This is a genomic window from Mycoplasma sp. 125 (assembly GCF_051549845.1).
Taxonomy (GTDB): Bacteria; Bacillota_I; Bacilli_A; order Mycoplasmatales; family Metamycoplasmataceae; genus Metamycoplasma.
This window is the reverse complement of sequence record NZ_CP196079.1, coordinates 641,662-659,996: the sequence shown is the minus strand read 5'-3', so window position 1 is coordinate 659,996 and position 18,335 is coordinate 641,662. Positions and strand designations below refer to the sequence as shown.

Below are 18,335 nucleotides of genomic sequence, written 5' to 3'. Positions count from 1 at the left end.
TAAATTATTTTATTTTTTTCTTGCCATATCTTACATAAATTGCTCAACCAGCAAATACTAACAACCCAATAAGAACCAATGATAACGGAATAATTCAAGCTAATCAAATTTTTTTAAATCTAAGCGAAGGAACCTTAAGTTTATCGAGGGGTTTAAGAGTATTTTCACCACTTTTTTTAATTAAAATCTCACCCTTTTCATTAATAATAATTTCATCCTTTGGATTTAAAATGATATTATCACTTGGATTATTTTTATTTCCATTTCTTGGTCTTAAAATGATATCTTTATCAGGCTTGTTTGTACCATTATCTTTTGGTACAACTATAATTTCCTTATCAGGTCCAATAAGGATTTTATCTTTTGGATTTAATATTGTTTCATCATCCTTATTTTTGGGGTCGCTATTTTTTGGTTTTTTAATAATGTCTTTATCAGGACTGATAATAATTTTATCTTTTGGTCCAATAATTTCTTCACCCGCCAAATTTTTTCCATAAATTTTAAAACCTGTTTTACTATTTTGCGCAATTTCTGATTTATTGCCTTTTTTTGCAATAAGTAAAATTTCTATATCATTTATTGTTGAAATAGTATTTCCATCTTTAACTTTTTCATTATAAATAAAACTTTTTAGTATTCACTCATTCTTGCTATCTTCATAATCATAAATTTGATTTTTAAGTCCGCCGTTTATATACACATTCATACTAATAATATAATCTTCTTTATTTTTTAAATTTAAAGCTTTAACTTGTTCATTATTATTAATATGATTATTAATTACTTCTTTAATTTTTGCAATTTTTTGGACTTCGCTTAGTTTTTTGTTGCGATAAATAGCTAAATCACTTATTTTAATTTTGCTTAATGGAAAAGGTTTATTGGCACTTGGATGTATGTTTTTTATTTGTATATTAAACGAACCATCTAAATCAAGATTATTAGCATTAATTATTAAATTTAGTGGTCTTTTATAAAATAAGATTTCCAATATGGCTTCACTCAATTGTGGTTCAACTAAAAAGTCGCCAAGTTCGATACTATAATTAGTACTTTTTAAATTTGTTCTAATTTGATTATTTAAATTAGCGATTATTTCCGCTTTTATTTTATCTAATATTTTTTTCTTATCATAATAAGAATTAATGTTATCTACATCAACATTAATTGTAAAGTTAGTTCATCTATACTCATTTAGATTATATAGCGCTTTTTTAATAGCTTTAAAGGCTTTTTTATTAGTTATTCGATAATTTTGCCCCACTACTTCGACGTTAAGCAATTTTTGGGCATTTTTAGCCCTAAATGCACTAAAAATTTTATCAGGGGCAATATTATTAATAACATAATCTTTAGCATATTGCAAATTATTTATAAATGATAATTGACTTTTTACATAATCTATAATTTCTTCTCTAATTACATCTGGTTTTGAAGCATTTAGTTTTAAATCAGCAATATTCAATTTACTTATATCAAAAGGTTTATCAGCACTCTTATTTATATTCTTAACAATCAAGGTTGACTCTCCCTTTGCTATCGCTAAGTATTTGGCGCTTGGTCTTATTTTGACAACTAATTCATTTCGACTAAATAACAATTTTAATTGGTCATTTTCAATACCACTAATAAATAATCTTTGGTCTTCTCTATTATTGGTATAGTAAAAAATTTCCTTTGTGCTAGCCCTAAATGTTTTATTAATTTGTTCAATTATTTTTTTCTTAAATTCTTCTAATAATTTGTTTTCTTTTTCAGGTGTCAAATTATCAACATCATAATCAATCTCCATTTTCTTAAATTTAATATCATCAAAGTTAAATTTTGAAAGATTAATAACTGGAAATAAAATTTTTGTATAAGAATGATATGGCAATCTTGGTCTTACAATAACTTTATAAGGAAAATATGTGCTACTTTCATCATATGTTTTATTATGAGCTAAATCCCTTGCAAGTTCTTTGAGATTTTCTATTTCATAATGAGTTCCTAGTACTAATTTTGCATTATATTTTGCAATTTGTTGCTTAATCATTTCTGTAATTTTTTCTTCAATAACGGCTTCTTTTTCTTCATTATATAAATAAATTTTTTGCGCATTAAAACCAGCAAAAATTTCAAACTCGTCATTATAACCAAATTTAAATGTTCCCACAAATTCAGGGTTATTTATGTAATATTTATTTTTATATTTATCTTTTAATTTAACACTTATTTTTAAAGTTCCATTATTATAAAATAATAATGGAGTGCCTAGTTCTAAATAGCTATATTGTTTTGGATTATTAACAATATTTTTAAAGCCATTTGTTTTTATTTCGTTATCTACTTTTTGTATAAATTCTGTTCCACTATGTGATTCTGCTGCTAAGATTTTAAGTTTAATCGTGTTTCAATCTAAAACGATTAAATCCTTATTATTAATTCCATTATCTTTTTGTATTTGGCCTTGACTATTATCTTGTGAGTTTTTAGAAGAATCCTTAAATTTAAATTCATAATTTCAAATTTGATTATTTAAATTAAATCTACTATCAGCAACCGACTTAAATAAGCGTAATTTTATACCTTGTGTTGCTTCATCAAATTCATAATTAATCAAGCCAACATAATTAGAAAGCTCAAAATTGCCTAACTCCTTAATTATATTTTGTATATTTGACTTATATTTTTCTTTAAATGCTTTTTTTAGTTCTTCAAAATTAGCATACTTATAATCTCAAATTGAAAAATCAAATCTAGGTTTTATATCAATTGTTGGCTCTTGATTTGTAGCTAAAAAAGTTATATAAGTTTTTCAATATTCAACAATTTCTTCATAACTTAAAGTTTTAGCACTATCTTTATCAACCTTGTGATTTTTAGTTATATAGTTTAAGAAAAATAAACCCTGCGTTGTATTTCATAATTTATTTACAAAAGTTAAGTCCCCTTTTATTTCACTAAACAATTTATTATTGACACTTTCGTCATCTCTACCATCTATTAAAATTAGTTTATACGAGCTAACTTGTTGCTTTGCTGCAGAAGTAAATAGATATAATCCAGGCGTAGAAAAATAAGAAAATCCAGAAGTTTTAGTATCCAAAAAATTTGGTATTCATTTCTTTTGCGAATCATCCAATTTATAAACGATATATTGAGTAGTTTCTCCCAATAATTCTTTAATAGCTCCCTTGGAAACAACCGAAGCTTCGGCAATTGTTCCTTTATCATATGAAGCAATCACACCATTTGTTGTATGTAACAAATTTTGTGTTAATGGTGGTAGCATTGTATTTTGATAATAATTTCACATCTTATCTTTTGGATAATCTGCTTCATTTATCTGATATTTTTGTTTAAAATCTTTATATAAATAATTATCAAAATAATCTTTGGTTATATTAAAACCAAGTTTTGAAAAATCAATTCATACCAACTCTTTTTTTGTACCAGTTTTTTTATCTATCAGGGGATCATATTTTGGATTTGGAATATAATTGCCGTTTTTATCTAATTTTTTATTTCCATCTTTATCTTCAAGATATTGCGTAATACGATCTTTTTGGCTTCTTATCTTGTCTGGATTTCAAGCATATCATTTATAATCCTGACTTTGTGCTTTCGAATCAATAATAATTTTATAAATATAAGTATTTTTTGGCTCCTTATCAATATTTATATTATTAAAAACTTTGACCTTGATAATATACTCATTCTTTTTTAATTCTTCTTTTTCTTTAGCGCCACCTTCATTAATGTCAATGGTTGAATTATCATTGGCATTAGCTCTTTGGTCATAGAGTGTATATTTGAATTTTTGTTCTAAAACATCAATCTTAATGTTATTAATTTCTAGTGCTTCATTTTCCTTTTTAAGAGCATTAAAACTAACATCAACTGGGGCATGATAAATTCAGGTTCCTAGATTAATTGTTTTTTTATCTTTTGATATGCCTTTTTTACCATCGTTAACTAATACACCTTGATCTGTAATTAAACCTGAGGGATTATTTGGACTTTGTGCACTAAAACTAACATACTTACTTGGAATTATTTCTAATCTTTTTGGCAACTCTAGCAATTGTGCTTTGTCTGAATTATTTCAACTAATCTCAATGTTTTTATATAAATATTGCTCTTGCTTTGTAGTGTTGTTTTCAATCAAAATATTAAAAGCCTTAGAATTATTTTTTGATATTTCTCAACGAATAGAAAACCCGTCATATAAGTTTGGATTAAATGTCTTACTAAATCACTCATTTAATATTTCTTGGTTTGTTTTAAAATTTTGCAACTTTTGCGATGGTATAGCATTTATTGCTTCTGCATTATAATCTTTTTTTAAAATTAATTTATTATCACTAGTTTTTTTGACTTTTAAAAGCATCCATAAATTTTTGTTTAAAATAATTGTATGCTTTATCATTACTATCTTCATAATCATAAACAATAGTAGCAGTAATAGTACCTTTTTAGCAATTCAATACATTTCCTTTGATTTTATGTTTTCATTAATTCTTTTGTAATATATTTCATCAATTGTTTCAGAAACGCTAAAACCACTAATTCTTATTTCTTTTATATAAAATTTTTTCACATCGTGAAACTGTTTATTTAGTGTATATCTCAGATATGCATCTATCCAATCATGAAATCAACGCTCATTATTATATAAATTTGTTAGATGCCCAATTGCCCTAAATTTATCAGGATTTTTTTTAAAATTTCTATTAGTTATTTTATGGTCTTCGTGATGGCCACGTGAAACAATTTCTTGTTCAATTCAATCACTGTCATATACTAATTTTGCTTTTATTGCGTTTCATAGCTCCTCAGGGCTGGTGTTGTTTTGATTTGCTATTTGCTTTACTATATCAAAAAAATTAGAATGTTCTCTATCTGGCAAAAAAGGCACATCGTTTATAACGATATTGCCTTTTGTTTTTGTCTCTATTTTTGACAATTCTAATGGCACTTCTTCGAAATCGATGGTACTTAATTTGGCTAATATTTTCATCTTTTGAAATTCTTTTCAATTAATCAAAGAATTAGATTCCTTATTTTTAATTACATCTTTAATAGCTTGAATTCCTCAACCTACAAATCCTATTCCTAGTAAAGCACTAAAAGTTATTAAGAATTTATGTCTTTTTTTCATTCTTTCTCCTTTAAATTATTGTTTAGATTTGAAAAATATATCTTCAATATATTCTTCGTTATTCTCTTCAATTTTTTCTTGGCTTTCCTTTAATTTCAAAACATTTGCATCAATTTTGGCACTAAAATCATTTTTAATTAGGGCAAATAATTTTGGTTCTAACTCAATTTCTTCAGTTGTAAGGCTTTTGTATATATCTCTATCTTGTGCTAATAAGACTTTTCCAAGCAACACATTTAAAAGTAAATTGACTTTATATTCAATAATGTTAAGTTTACTTTCTTGGATTAATGCACGTTTTTCTAACTTATTATAAAAAGGGCTAAGCGAGGCAAAGATCGCTTTGGAAAATGCATACCTTATTTCATTTCTAAAATTTTTTATTGATTTAATTGCTTCTGATTCTAAAATGCCCTTACGCACTAAATTATTAATTTCTTTTTTGTTTAGCTTTCCCGAATATCTAAATCATTTTCTCATTTTTTTAAAATTTAAAATATCTTCTAAATTTGTAAATCGAAAATAACCCCTTACTTCTCCATTTTTATTAGTTTTTGGTCTGCCCCCTTTTTTATTGCGTAAATCCGTGCTTAAATAGTCATAATCAATTAAATTATTTCAATCATTATCTGCATTTTTATAAAAATCTATTAATTTTGCTACTTGTTCTTTATTTTTTGGCATCTACTCTTCACTCCATCTTTTACCATCTCCTTTTTTAAATATTTGCATTGCTTCAAAATCATTGTAGTAAGTTTCCAAAATAAATCTTGTTGCATTATCAACATTAAAAATCAATTCCCCAATTCCGGCTGTGGCTAAAAACATTTTTTCGTTTTTAGTTAAACCACCCCGCAAACGATACATCTCATCTACTAAGTCAATATCTTTTTGGTTAAGTTTAAAAATCCCTGTATAAGCAAGGTTATCAAATAGCGCTTGCGATAAACCACTTACATTTAAGTTTTGTCTAAAATCACTTAAATTTTGTGTTGTTAAAATTAATGAACCGTTGTATTTTCTTATAGTTTTTACAGTATCAAATAAAAATCTCAGTGAGGCCATATTTTGTGGGTCAATAAATTTATGAGCTTCATCAACGACTAAAACAATCTTTTTTATTTTTGTCTTTATTAAAGAAATAATTGTTAGTAATTCGATTCTGAAACAAAAACTCAAAATTAAATAAAGTGCTGCTTGCGTTGAGCTTGTTTGGTTCTTAACATCTAAGTTATAAGTATCAAGAATATTTAAGTCATTATTTAAATTAATGTTAGTGTGGCCATTATATAATGATTCATATAAACCATTATTCATAAAGTCATATAAAATTAGTAATTTAAGTTCATTAAGTTTATCTCTTAGCAAACTTTCTTCCAAGATATTAGCAAATTTAAAACCTTCAATAAATTCACAAAATTCAGTCATTGTTGGATAATCACTATTTTTTAGTTTTGATAAATCATTTTGTGTTTCATAAAAGCCTCTTTGTTTATAAAACGCGCTTAATACAATAGTTAACACTCGCAAATGTTGTTCGCCTAAATCACGATATAATAACGTAAAGAATTCTTTGATCTTTTTAATATTTTGATTAATAATAATCGTATTTTTTAATTCTAGTGCTACATCATCAACAAACATCATATCTAGTTGTAAAGGATTAATTTTTGTTTTATCCCCACGACCTAGTTCAATAATGTTTCCATTTAATTTATGAGCTAAATCGCCATATTCCCGCTGCGGGTCAAAAACAATTACTTCGTTATTATTCATAACTTGGTTCCAAATAAATTTTTCTGTTAGTGCTGATTTGCCTACCCCTGATAGTCCTAATAACGCCATTGAAAAAACTGGTTCTATCTTTTGTTTTTTAAAAATATCAAAGATAACAGGGCTACCGGAATTGATATTAAATCCTAATAAAAAGTCATTTTTATCATTTAAATCATTATTAATCCACATTCAGCCAGGAGCAATATTGCTTGAAATAATTTCTAAGTTGTTTTTTAGATAATCATTTCTAATAAAAATTAGTTGAAGCGTAAGCTTCTTTTGAATAAATAAATTTGGATTAATATTAGCACTTGTGGCATTAAAGTTTTGTTTATTAATTTGTTGTTGCTCTTTTAAATCACCCAAATCATTGGCCTTATTAATTAATGTTATTGACATATTAAAGACATTCATATGTTGGACATTTATTTGCTCGATTAAATTATTAATAACTTCTAGTGTTGCATTCTTTTTAGATTGTTTAAATTTAGATTTTTCACTTGATGAGTTTGCTTCAATAATTAATGAAGTTTTATCTAATAATTTTTGTTTTTGAGTTTCATTAAGGGGGTCTAAATTCATCACAAACGTCGCTTGGCTATCAGCCATTAGTTTAGTTCAGCCTTCACTTAATACTAAACTATTAAACTCATTAAAGCTTTGGAATGATAAATAGTAGTCATCTATCTTTACATAACTTTTTTTAAACTCAATTTGTTTTGGCTTTAACAAATTAGCTAAATTATTTTGTGTTGGTGCTAATAAATTATCACTATTGTTTTGTTTTTTAAATAACAAAAACTTTATCGTATCTTTAAATTGCTTTCATTTTGATAATTTTTTAGTTCGAATTTCATTATCATTAATTTTATGTAACATTTTGTTTTTTTCGTTTTTATCTAAAAAGCTAATGTAATCTGCTTCATCAATATTTTTTCCAGTTGAAATTGTTAATAAGTTTAATAATTCAAAATTTTTAAGTAAGGAAATTTTTAACTTTGTATTATAAAACATATTTATAATATCTTTTTGTCTATCTACTAATGTTTTTTTATCATTAGCATAAATAACCAAATAATAATAATCTGTATTTTTTACGTTGTTTAAATCTAAAAAATCATTTAGATTATGACTATAATATCCCTTAATTGTTTTATTATTTTCAATGCTTTTAGAATTTAGTATATTTTGCTTTATTAATTCAATATTTTTATCTAACAACATTGGTTCTGTTTTTTTAATAAAAGTAATTTTAAAATCAATATTATTTAAAATATGTGTTATTTGACTAAAATATGTTTCCCTATCTTCAATATCATCAGTAAAAATATCATAGCCCCTTATTTTAAAAGCTGATATATAAGTGCTTACTAATGAACCCTTAACTCTTACAATATCTTCACTTTCTAATGCTTCATAAGGAATTAAATAGCTAGTATCAGCATTCTTAGTATCTGACTTGTATTTTTTGACTTGTATTTTATATTTTAAGATTCTAATTAATAAAAAGTAATAGCGACAATTATGCTGCGCACTTTTAAACATAATTCAGAAAGTTGATAAGAAACAGCAAATTGTAATTAGTAGCCTATAACCAACATTTAATTTATTAGTAGCAAATCCAAGAGCAAAACAAAAACCTAAAATTAGAAAAAAAATCCCTAAATCTAGTAAAGTAAAATTCTTAAATATAGTTAGCTTATTTGTGCTTAATTTTTTATTTTGTAGCATTTTTTTCTCCTATATTTATTTCTATTTAGTATGTCTTGCTAAAAAATCAATAGTATCTCATTCAAGACTTTTAGCTATTTTCTTAGCTTCGACAACGTATTTGTGTCTATCATTTTCTAAATTGTTTAGTTCTTTCATTTTTACTTTAATTTGCTCATTAATCATTGCGTCATTTTTATTAGCACTGCTTAATTGTTCTATTTCTGCTCTTTTATCGCTTATTGCTTTATTCATTGTTTCCACTCTTGCATTGGTTGCTTTTCTATAATTATCTGGACTAGATGTTGCATACTCCATTCAACTTTTGTTGTTGTTTAGTTTGGTCCCCTTCAAAACTTGCTTGTTTTTTAAGCGCTTTAAGGTTTTGATTTTGTGCTTGAGCATTTCCTTTATTTTCCCAGCATTAGCAAAATTATTTGCTGCTTCTGTACTCATTCCACTTTTGCGGGCACGCATTTTATTAATACCTTGTCCAGCTTTGTTTATTCCAGCTCTACCTAATCCTTTTGCTAGACCACTGATGCCACCTTTGGCTGCCCCACCTAATATTGTTTTGGCTGCCCCACCAGCAAGACCACCTACGGCCACACCGGCCCCAAATTTGACTAAACCATTAGCAAATTTAAATCCATTTTTTAAGGCACCAAAAGCATCTTTAGCATCTCCATCTTCAACAGTTTCGCCAACAAATCCAATAATAATTTTAGATAATGATTTTATTGCAGCTGCTGCCCCTAAATAAACTATTAGTTGAAGTAATATTTTCGTCCCAAAATCAACATTATTAAGCCCTGTTTTAAAATATTTTCCAATTGCAATGATAAATATTAAATAAAATTGTAAGGACGCAATTTGTGTTAGCATTCCCAAATTCTTTTTGAATATAAATCTCTTTCCATTTATGAATATTTTTTCCCCGTCAGCGATTGAATGCGCTGCCACAAAAGGACTAATGATAAATAAAAATAATAAATGGAATGACTTAACAACAACGCTAATTGCTATTCCTCCAATAATAAATAGTGAGCCTCAACCTACGATCATATTAACTACAAACTTAACACCTAATTCAATCGGGCTAGAAACTGCTCAGTTAAATCATTCCCCAAAATTTGGACCATAGAAGTTTCCATTACTTTCTAAATGACCTTTAATTGAAGGAAATTCAGCATTAAGCTCTTCGTACATCTTTTGAATAACACTTAAATTATTTTTACTATCATCTAATGTCAGTGCTCTATTGATTAAATCAAAACCAACTGTCATTAATAAATTAAAGAAAAATAAAATAAGTGGTATGAGTACAATTATTGCTATTGCAGGCAAGACAGCTCGTACGGAACTTTTAATAGATATTTGTCCTTCTTTGCTTTCTTTCCCGCTAAATTGATATTTAATTATTACAATTAAAAAAGCTATTACTAACAAGGCAATGCTTATGATTACTGCCCCTAAAAATGCTGCAGGTACAGCATTAACTCCTAATTTAGTTGGGTCCGACGTTCCAAAGGCTATTATTTGAAAGAATTCAAATCCAAAAAATTTAATTGCATTAAAAATGCCATTCAAGATTAAAAAAGGTAAGGAAATAAATACAGCTCATAAAGCTGAAAATATTAGATATAAAATCGGCGAAAATAAGGCGACTGCAAAAGCCATTTATTCCTCCTTTTATTTTTTTTATAAAAGCTTATTTTTTTCCTAACTTCATCCAATAACGGCTGCTGCAATTCCTAAACCAATTCCAAAGACTGCAAAGATTGCTATTGCGATACCACAACCGATTCATCCCCATCTAATTTTTGTTCTTGCTTTTTTAATTTCTTCTTCATCTTTTACATTCTGTAATTTAATTCCTTGATAAATAGTATTAACTAGTGCTCCAATAAAAGCGATAAATAATAAAATTCCACAAACTACCGAGCCCCAAGTTCCTACTAATTGCATTAAATCTTTTCCCTTGGTTTTAATAGTTTCTAAAACTCTGCCGCTTTCATCTATATCTCTAATAGCTGTTGCTATTTTGCTTAATTTATTCATTGTGTATTCTCCTTTTATTTATAATGTTTTTATTTGCACATATAAATGCTTTTTTAGTTGTTTTTTACTTTTTGTTTAGCTTTTTTAGTTTGAGCTCTTTCTACATTTCCAATTCTTGCTCATCTTCGAGCTCTTCTTCTTGTTCTTTTGACTCTATTTCATTACTATAGCCTTGCCTTAATTCATTATCTTTTTTAAATCTAATAATTCTTCTAACTTAAATTCTTCAAGATGTTCACGATATAAACTTAATACATCATTATAATCTAAAACGTTAGCTTCTCCATATACATCAATTTGCACATAATCATAATTATTTTTGGATTTTATTGCTAATAAATATTCAGCAACATCATAAATATAAGGACTATTAATTCCATTATGCATTAAGCTCTCGTTTAATATTTCTTTAAAAGCAGAAATTTCCATAATGTTTTCATCTGCTTCAAATTCCTCAAGACTGTATCCTAAACTATCTGATTGTTGTCCTAATAACTCTTTATTATTAAGTAGTGTTAATAGTTTCTTATACTCATTTAAGTTATCTAAATTTCTCTCACCATTAATCAATCTTTGAAAAATTTGGCTATTAAATTGATTGTCATTATCCATTAGTTCATTAATTTCACTTATTACTTTTTTATAAGCTTCTTTTTCTTTGCTGTTGCTAAAACTATTTAAGTAGCTATTAAAAATTTTTATGATTTTTTTATCTTCACGATATTCTCCATTAATATCGCTTTCATTAGCAATAATTAAACCTAAATCATCATATTTAAACATATTTTTTATCTTTCTTTCGTTGTGTGTTTAAAAATACAAAAATAGATGTCTCTATTTTGAGGCATCCTTTTTTGTATTTGTGGATAGTTTTTAGTTAAATAAGTTTTATTGCATTTTATTCTTGCTTAGCTTCTTTATCTTTTTTACTCTCAATAAGGCCGTCATATTTTAAATCTAAGCCATAGTTATTATGCGCTAATCATTTTTCTAAGCGACCATAAGCTTCTTGTTGTGTTGCTGGTTTATACAATTCCCCAATTTGTATTTGGCCTGCATCATCTCACTTATTAAATAAATATTTTGAATAAATGTGTCTGTGTCGTCAACGAATTAAATCATCTTCATCTTCTCAATAAGGTATTTTTTCTTCATATTGCATTCAGCGCAGCGGAAAAACAAATTCATTTATTAATTTAAGAACTTTATTAAAAACTCAAGCCGGGTCGTAATGTCTATCGCCATCTGGTTGATCAAAAAATCAATTTTTAGTCTTTCCATTTTCATCTAGTTCTAAAAATCAGTAATTATATGGTGAAATAAATTCTATTGTTTGTGCATATAAAAAAGAGATTTTTTGTTGAGTTTCAGCACTAAGCTGTTGCTTAAAACTTTCATCAGGGTTTTTAACATCTTGTTTTAGCGCTGCTAATAGTTCTAAATATACTCTTAGAAATCTTAAGGTTGTTTCTGCTAATTCTTTGCGTTTATTAATTGGATTTAAAATTTTATTTCAACCTCAAATTTTTTCATTTAATTTTTCTATTGCTTTTTTAGTGTCTTCACTTAAATTTTTAAAATCTTTATCATTATTTTTAATTCTACTTTTGCTAAATAAACGATAATTAGTATTATATCCTCATCAGGATATATTATTTTTTCATTTTGCCTCTCTAAAAGCAATTTCTGGCATTGTTTGACCATTTATTTCTGTTCCATATAAATTTTCTTGACTTTCCTTTGTTTGCTTTGCTAAATCAGAATTATGGTAAGTATCATAAATCTCTGCTCCAATAAAAACTCTTTCTAAATCACGATGAAATGTTGTTATCGCATTTTCGTATGCTTTTTCTACTTCGTCCCTTAAGCTTTTTAAGCGCGTATCAAATTCATCAGATGTTATTTTTTGGCCGTTATCATTAGTTAGTGATGCTAAATTCATCGCATAAGCAAATAACTCATCTGGACTATTACCTTCTGATAAACGTGTTGAGTATTCCATCGCGTTTTGTTTTTCTCATTGTGCCCGTCTTGCTTCATCAGCAATATTCATTTGTTTCTCAATTTTTTCAATATCTTGCGTCAGTGTATTGCTATTACCTTGTTGTTCTTCTGTTTTTGGTAGTGGCAATGGTTTTATATTTAATCCATTAGTATTTGGAGCTGGTTTTGTTTCTCCTGGATTATTTGGTTTTGGTTTTGGACCTAAACCTGGTGTTGGTTTGTTTGGTCTTGGCATTTTATTAATATCTTCAAATGCCCAACAGCTAATTGATAATATTGGTAATGGTGCAATTAATGTTGTTCCTAGACCTAATAAACTAAATTTTAAGGCTTTAGATTTTTTCATTTTAACATCTCCAAAATTGTTTAAAAAAATATTAAAATATTTTTTTTATTATAAATATAATTATAACATGTCTCTAAAAAACCTTTAATCATTTTAGTTGTATTAGCACACAAAACTCGTTACTTTTCACTTCATGAAATAAATTTTGCGTGTTTATTTCTTCTAGTGCATCCTTGTAATATTTAAAAGTTTTTATAATTTCTAATGGTTCATCATTTTCTTTTACTTTTACCAACGCAAAATTCTTATCTTTAAAATTTGTTTTTATTCTTGTATTAGACATAATGCTTATTTTTCCTTAATTTATTCATTTCATAATAATTTCATCATTATCTGTTTCAAAATAATCTAACTTCTTAGTGTAAATGCGCTCTAAATACTTCAAAACTAAATAAAGAAACTTTCTAACTGCATAAAGTGAAATTCCTAATAAATGTCCAATTGCCTTGTCTTTGGTTTTATAAATTTGCGCCCCTAACTTTATTGCTATATAAAATAATTTTTCTATTGTTGATTGATATTTACTATTTATTTCATTAGTTGCAATAAATTCTTTAATTAAATCATTATTCATCTAGATAGCAACCTTTTTAACATTTTAGTTTTATAAATCTCATTCTAAGGAATTATCATCTTCTTGTTCTTCTTGCGGTGGCGTTGGTCTACTAAAACTATATTTAGACACATATTCGTTATTATCTTCTATTTTTGTTTGTGCTTCATTTTCGGGTTTAATTAATATGCCTTTTTCAATTAGTTTTCTTGGTTCTAAGCATTTAATTTTTTCAACCTTTATTACATTAGCATTTTCTTTAATGCCCTCTTTATTAGTTTTTTTATAGCTATGATATTCACCTTCAATTAGTACCATAATACCTTTATTTAAATATTTATTAACATATTCTGCCTTTTTATCTCAGGCCATACAAGGCACATAGTCAACTTGTGCTTGTTGATTATTAGTTTTGGAATGAACTAATCTTGGAATTGCGATTGTAAATGCACTAAATTCGTGTCCTTCCTTTGTTTGGTTTTGTTGTGGTTTATTTGTTATTCTTCCAGCAATCATTACTCTATTCATAAAAACATCTCCTTAATTTTTTGTTTTCTTTTTCTTATTTAATTAATGTATTAAATTCAAATAACTTATCGTAATTTATTAAATTATCTACAACTCTATCTAGCGCATTCCCAATTAAACATTTTTCATTATTTATAAATCAAGGGTCATATAGTTTACTTTCTATCTGAAATGTTTCTTTTAAAAGTGCAAAAGCATTTAGCTCGTCTTCTATTCCTAGCATTCGTTCTAAAAAGTAACAATTTAAAATTGCAACAAAATAAATTGGTCTTTTCTTATTTGCTAAAAAATCTATATAACTTTGTACTCTTATTAATGCTCTTAGATTAGTTAAATTATCGTTTGTTTCATTGAGTGCAAATGAAATTTTTTTATTAAGGTTATATTTATTAATTGTAATATTCACAATTTTTTTAGTATTTCTTAAATACTGCTTATAAATACTGATATTTTGATTATTATCTTTGATTATTTTAAACATTTGATTTAGTATTAGTTTTAAATAACCATTATCTTTATGTTTAAATTTTGTTAAACAAAACATTTTTTCAAATTGTGCATCAATTATGGTCATTCGTCCCTTAATATAATCATAAATTTTATTTATATAATATTTTTTAAAGTCTTCAATTTCACTAATACGCTTTAAGCTAAATTTTGATAAATAGCTTATAAGGCTTTTTTTCACTTCGTATTCTCCTTTTTTAATAATTATTCATTTGAAATATCATTACTATTTTCGCTATATGTTTTAATGCTAAAATAAAAGGGTTTAATTTTGGTTATTAAAAATTCCTTTAATTGTTTTTGTTCTATTAAAGTTAATGGGATTCCCATTTCAATTTTTTTTGAAAAATGCTTAAACATTCTCTGCTCAGTTAAATCTACAAACTTTCTAACAGACATTCAGTTGAATTCACAAAACTTAATTAAATCATTTATGCTAATAGAAATATTTTCTTGCTTAGCAAAATCATTTATAGCATCATCCCTTTCTTTTTCTAGTGCTTTAATGTCAGCTTCAAGTTTCATTGTTTCTTTAATTAGATCATCAACATTATCAGGGGCAATATTATTATTTAAATCAAATTTATTAAAATCAATACACTTAATTTCTACTTCTTTTAAATGGTTTAGTAAATGGTCAGTACCCTTATTAAGACTATATTTTAAATATTTATATGCAAATTCAATTTCTAATAGTAAAGCCTTCTCTTGCTTTTGCAAAATTAGCACTTGGTTTTTTGGAAGCCTTTGCAACTCTGCGGTATCAATTCCAAATTTTTCCTGGCTTGAAATAGTCTTAGATGTATTATTTTGACTTGTTGTAGTTGAAGTCTTATTAATTTCTTCTTTGCCGACAAGGTAACTTATTTCTTCTAATGTTTGTTTATTATTAATTCCTCCTAAAAAAATTCAAGAATTAAATACGTCCTTAATTGTTTTGGCTGCATTCTCGTATTTATTTTCTAGTTGATTTATTGATTGAAGCACACACGCAAAAAAAATTCCTCTACCTCGTGATGCAGATAATTTAGTTTGTATAGCAGGAATTGGCGGTAAATTACCAAATTCATCTAATAAAAACAATAAATCTCTATCTAATTTTTTGCTATCTTTACTTTCTGCAAAATGTATCGCCTCTTGATACAACTGTGAAATAAAACTTAAAATAACATTATTTCTTGTTTCATCTTGTTCTGGTATTTTAATTAATACACAAAATGGTTTATTTTTATGTTGTGTAAATAACTCATTAATTCTTATCTCATTAGTTGAAATTAAATCGTTAAGTTTAGATTCTTTGATATAAGGGCTAATAGCTTGCACAGCAAATCCCATATAACCCGCTAATTGCTTTGAAGGGGTTTCGATATAGAAACTAAGCGAAGCCTTAACGTTGCGAGCTGGCTTTATTAAATTTCCCCTGTTAAATAGTTTATTAAATCAAGCCCCTTTAACAAAAGTATTTTGATTTAATAATAAAAAAAGATTATTAAGATTAAAGTCCGCACTTGTAAAATTTTCTTTAAAGTAATATCCCATTAAAAGCAAGGCGCATAACAAGTTGTATAAAATTTCAACTCCGCCTATTTGTCAGCTTCCATCCGGACCACTTAAATTTCATTTATATAAGTTGTAAACTAATAAATCTATTTCTTTAAAAGCACTATCAAAATCGGGAATATTTGGATCTCTAAAACAAATGTCTCATATTGAGCCCAAAATATTAAAACCCATTGAATTCTTAATATTAATTAAGTCTAAAACTTTGACATCGTAGCCATGATTTTCTAATGGTTTAGCAAAAATTTGTGTTAATTCTCCTTTTAGATCAGTAATAACCATATTTGGCTTTTTGTCTTTATTTAACGACATATTGTAATAAATGCTTGGAATAATAATTTTTTGTGATTTACCAGCACCAGTTCCGCCAAGAATAAGTGTTTGGTTTTCTGTTAAAATGTAACCTTTTTTTAAATTAGCTTTAATAATTCAACCCGGTTTATCATTATGTCCCTCTTCAAAGGGTTTGTTAACTACATAATTTTTTAAATCATGTTTATCCCCAAGATTTTTTGGTTCATTATACATTCAGATATTAGTATTTTTGTTAACTCGTAATCTAAATTTACGTCTCAATAATGGCAAGAATATAAAAATACATAATCACAATAAATTAAGACCAACATAACAGCAAATAGTAATTCATCAATGCGATTTAAAAGCCTTTCACATAAAAACTAAAACATTGTTCTTAAAAGCAAAACCTAAATTTTTATAATTATCATATAAAAAATAAGCAATAAATAGTCCTAGAAATAAACCTGCGTTAAGAAATATAAAACTAGTAATTGCAATCTTTTTATTTATACGCTTGATTTGTTTATTAGTCATTTAATTACTTTTCCATTTCTTGGTCTAAATCCATATGCAGATATTTATAATAAATTTTTAATCCTTCTATTTTTCTACTAAATTCTCTCTTTGCATCTTCAAATTTTTGCTTAGCAATTTCTCATTTAGAATTGTAATTATAAAAATTTTGTTCTTGCGTCCGCTTGAAAAAATTGATATTTGGAATATTTGGTAAATACAAAACTTTTTGTGTTTTAGCTTCAACTAAATTTTTAATTCGTGAAAGAACTATATTAGCTAGATTAACTTTTAATTCTCTTTGTTCCTTTTGAATTAAATTACTAACTTGCTTTGTTTCCGTTTGTTTGTTAAAAGTTTGCTCTAAAAATAAAGAATGATTATTAAACTTAGAATATTCATTCGATAATGATTTATCATTCTTAATTATTTCCATTACTAAATTATCTAGTTTTTGCTTAGTTGTAGCATCCAAGCGACCATAGTTCCATACATTTGCACTTTTGCTTTGAAGAATATCATTAACTAATTTATCTGTTTTATCAATTTTTATCTCAGGGTTTTTAAAACTAGTTCTTAAATTCATTTTTAAGGAACGTATTTCCCCACGGTTTCATAATATTTTTTTATAGCGTTCTTTTTCATTAATTTTATTAGTTAATATTGAACTAAATAGCATATACTCACTCAATGGTATCAAACCTTTTTGCTTATAAACTAGTTCGTTAGAATATTTATTTTTAAATTGAGGTTCTCTTTCTCAAAACGCTAAATGTATATGTGGATTTTTTGTATTAGCGTGCATAGCATAAATAACATTTAAATTTTTTATATTTAAATTATTTCTAATAAAAAAGCTATTTAAATTTTCTTCTAACAATTCGCTAATTTCGTTTATATCAAATAGTCTTTTTTCTATGCCCAATTGCCCAAATGATAATTGTGTATCCCAAATGTATTGCTTATCATTTAATTCTGCTAACATTTTTTTGCCAAATTTTAAATCAATATTTTTAAATTTTAAATCATTAGAATCTAAAGAATATAAACCGCTATTTGTTTCTTTAATTTCATTTAATTTATTTCATTCTTTAGTATGTTTATTAAATCAAAAAATTGCTTCTTGGTTAGTTTCAAATTTTGGAATTTCACCAATAAAGTTATAACAAGCTTGAGCTCTAGTTATATAGTCGATATATTTACCACTTTTAAAATAATTGATGGCTTTTTTACCAAAAGCTCGCACTTTTTCATTTTTAGAATTTATGTCTATACCACGAACAAAACCAGATTTATTATTTTGTTTAAAAATTATTTTTTTCATTTTTTAATTA

13 protein-coding genes are annotated in these 18,335 nt (G+C 26.2%); all 13 read right to left on the bottom strand.

Annotated features, from left to right (window positions below):
* Window positions 1-4 precede the first annotated feature (4 nt).
* The 13 genes from ACSH4Z_RS02755 to mobL all read right to left on the bottom strand — a co-directional run bounded on the left by ACSH4Z_RS02755 (window position 5) and on the right by mobL (window position 18,325).
* Window positions 5-5,146, bottom strand: coding sequence for an Mbov_0399 family ICE element protein (locus ACSH4Z_RS02755; protein WP_438340460.1), 5,142 nt, complete (start codon window positions 5,144-5,146; stop codon window positions 5-7).
* Window positions 5,147-5,161: 15 nt separating this feature from the next.
* Window positions 5,162-5,830 (bottom strand): Mbov_0398 family ICE element protein, encoded by a 669-nt coding sequence (locus tag ACSH4Z_RS02750; RefSeq protein ID WP_438340459.1) that lies wholly within the window; start codon window positions 5,828-5,830, stop codon window positions 5,162-5,164.
* On the bottom strand, window positions 5,831-8,653 hold the full coding sequence (locus ACSH4Z_RS02745) for an Mbov_0397 family ICE element conjugal transfer ATPase (RefSeq protein ID WP_438340458.1): 2,823 nt from the start codon (window positions 8,651-8,653) through the stop codon (window positions 5,831-5,833).
* Between the two features lie 21 nt (window positions 8,654-8,674).
* Window positions 8,675-10,312, bottom strand: a complete 1,638-nt coding sequence (locus ACSH4Z_RS02740; RefSeq protein WP_438340457.1) for an Mbov_0396 family ICE element transmembrane protein — start codon at window positions 10,310-10,312, stop codon at window positions 8,675-8,677.
* A gap of 42 nt (window positions 10,313-10,354) precedes the next feature.
* A complete protein-coding gene (locus ACSH4Z_RS02735; protein ID WP_438340456.1) occupies window positions 10,355-10,693 on the bottom strand; it encodes an Mbov_0395 family pilin-like conjugal transfer protein in 339 nt (112 codons plus the stop codon).
* A gap of 177 nt (window positions 10,694-10,870) precedes the next feature.
* Entirely contained in the window at window positions 10,871-11,476 is a 606-nt protein-coding gene (locus tag ACSH4Z_RS02730) for an Mbov_0392 family ICE element protein (RefSeq protein WP_438340455.1), read from the bottom strand.
* 115 nt (window positions 11,477-11,591) lie between these two features.
* Window positions 11,592-13,043, bottom strand: a complete 1,452-nt coding sequence (locus ACSH4Z_RS02725) for a hypothetical protein (protein ID WP_438340454.1) — start codon at window positions 13,041-13,043, stop codon at window positions 11,592-11,594.
* 73 nt (window positions 13,044-13,116) lie between these two features.
* Window positions 13,117-13,326, bottom strand: a complete 210-nt coding sequence (locus tag ACSH4Z_RS02720) for a hypothetical protein (RefSeq protein WP_438340453.1) — start codon at window positions 13,324-13,326, stop codon at window positions 13,117-13,119.
* Between the two features lie 15 nt (window positions 13,327-13,341).
* Window positions 13,342-13,617 carry a hypothetical protein gene (locus tag ACSH4Z_RS02715; protein WP_438340452.1) on the bottom strand — a complete coding sequence of 92 codons (276 nt, stop codon included), beginning with the start codon at window positions 13,615-13,617 and terminating at the stop codon, window positions 13,342-13,344.
* A 30-nt stretch (window positions 13,618-13,647) separates the two neighbouring features.
* Complete coding sequence (locus tag ACSH4Z_RS02710; RefSeq protein WP_438340451.1) at window positions 13,648-14,124, bottom strand: single-stranded DNA-binding protein; 477 nt, start codon at window positions 14,122-14,124, stop codon at window positions 13,648-13,650.
* 34 nt (window positions 14,125-14,158) lie between these two features.
* Window positions 14,159-14,812: a hypothetical protein gene (locus ACSH4Z_RS02705; protein ID WP_438340450.1), complete on the bottom strand. Its 654-nt coding sequence runs from the start codon at window positions 14,810-14,812 to the stop codon at window positions 14,159-14,161.
* A gap of 23 nt (window positions 14,813-14,835) precedes the next feature.
* Complete coding sequence (locus ACSH4Z_RS02700; protein WP_438340449.1) at window positions 14,836-17,022, bottom strand: type IV secretory system conjugative DNA transfer family protein; 2,187 nt, start codon at window positions 17,020-17,022, stop codon at window positions 14,836-14,838.
* Window positions 17,023-17,026: 4 nt separating this feature from the next.
* Complete coding sequence (gene mobL, locus ACSH4Z_RS02695) at window positions 17,027-18,325, bottom strand: relaxase MobL (protein WP_438340448.1); 1,299 nt, start codon at window positions 18,323-18,325, stop codon at window positions 17,027-17,029.
* Window positions 18,326-18,335: the final 10 nt, after the last annotated feature.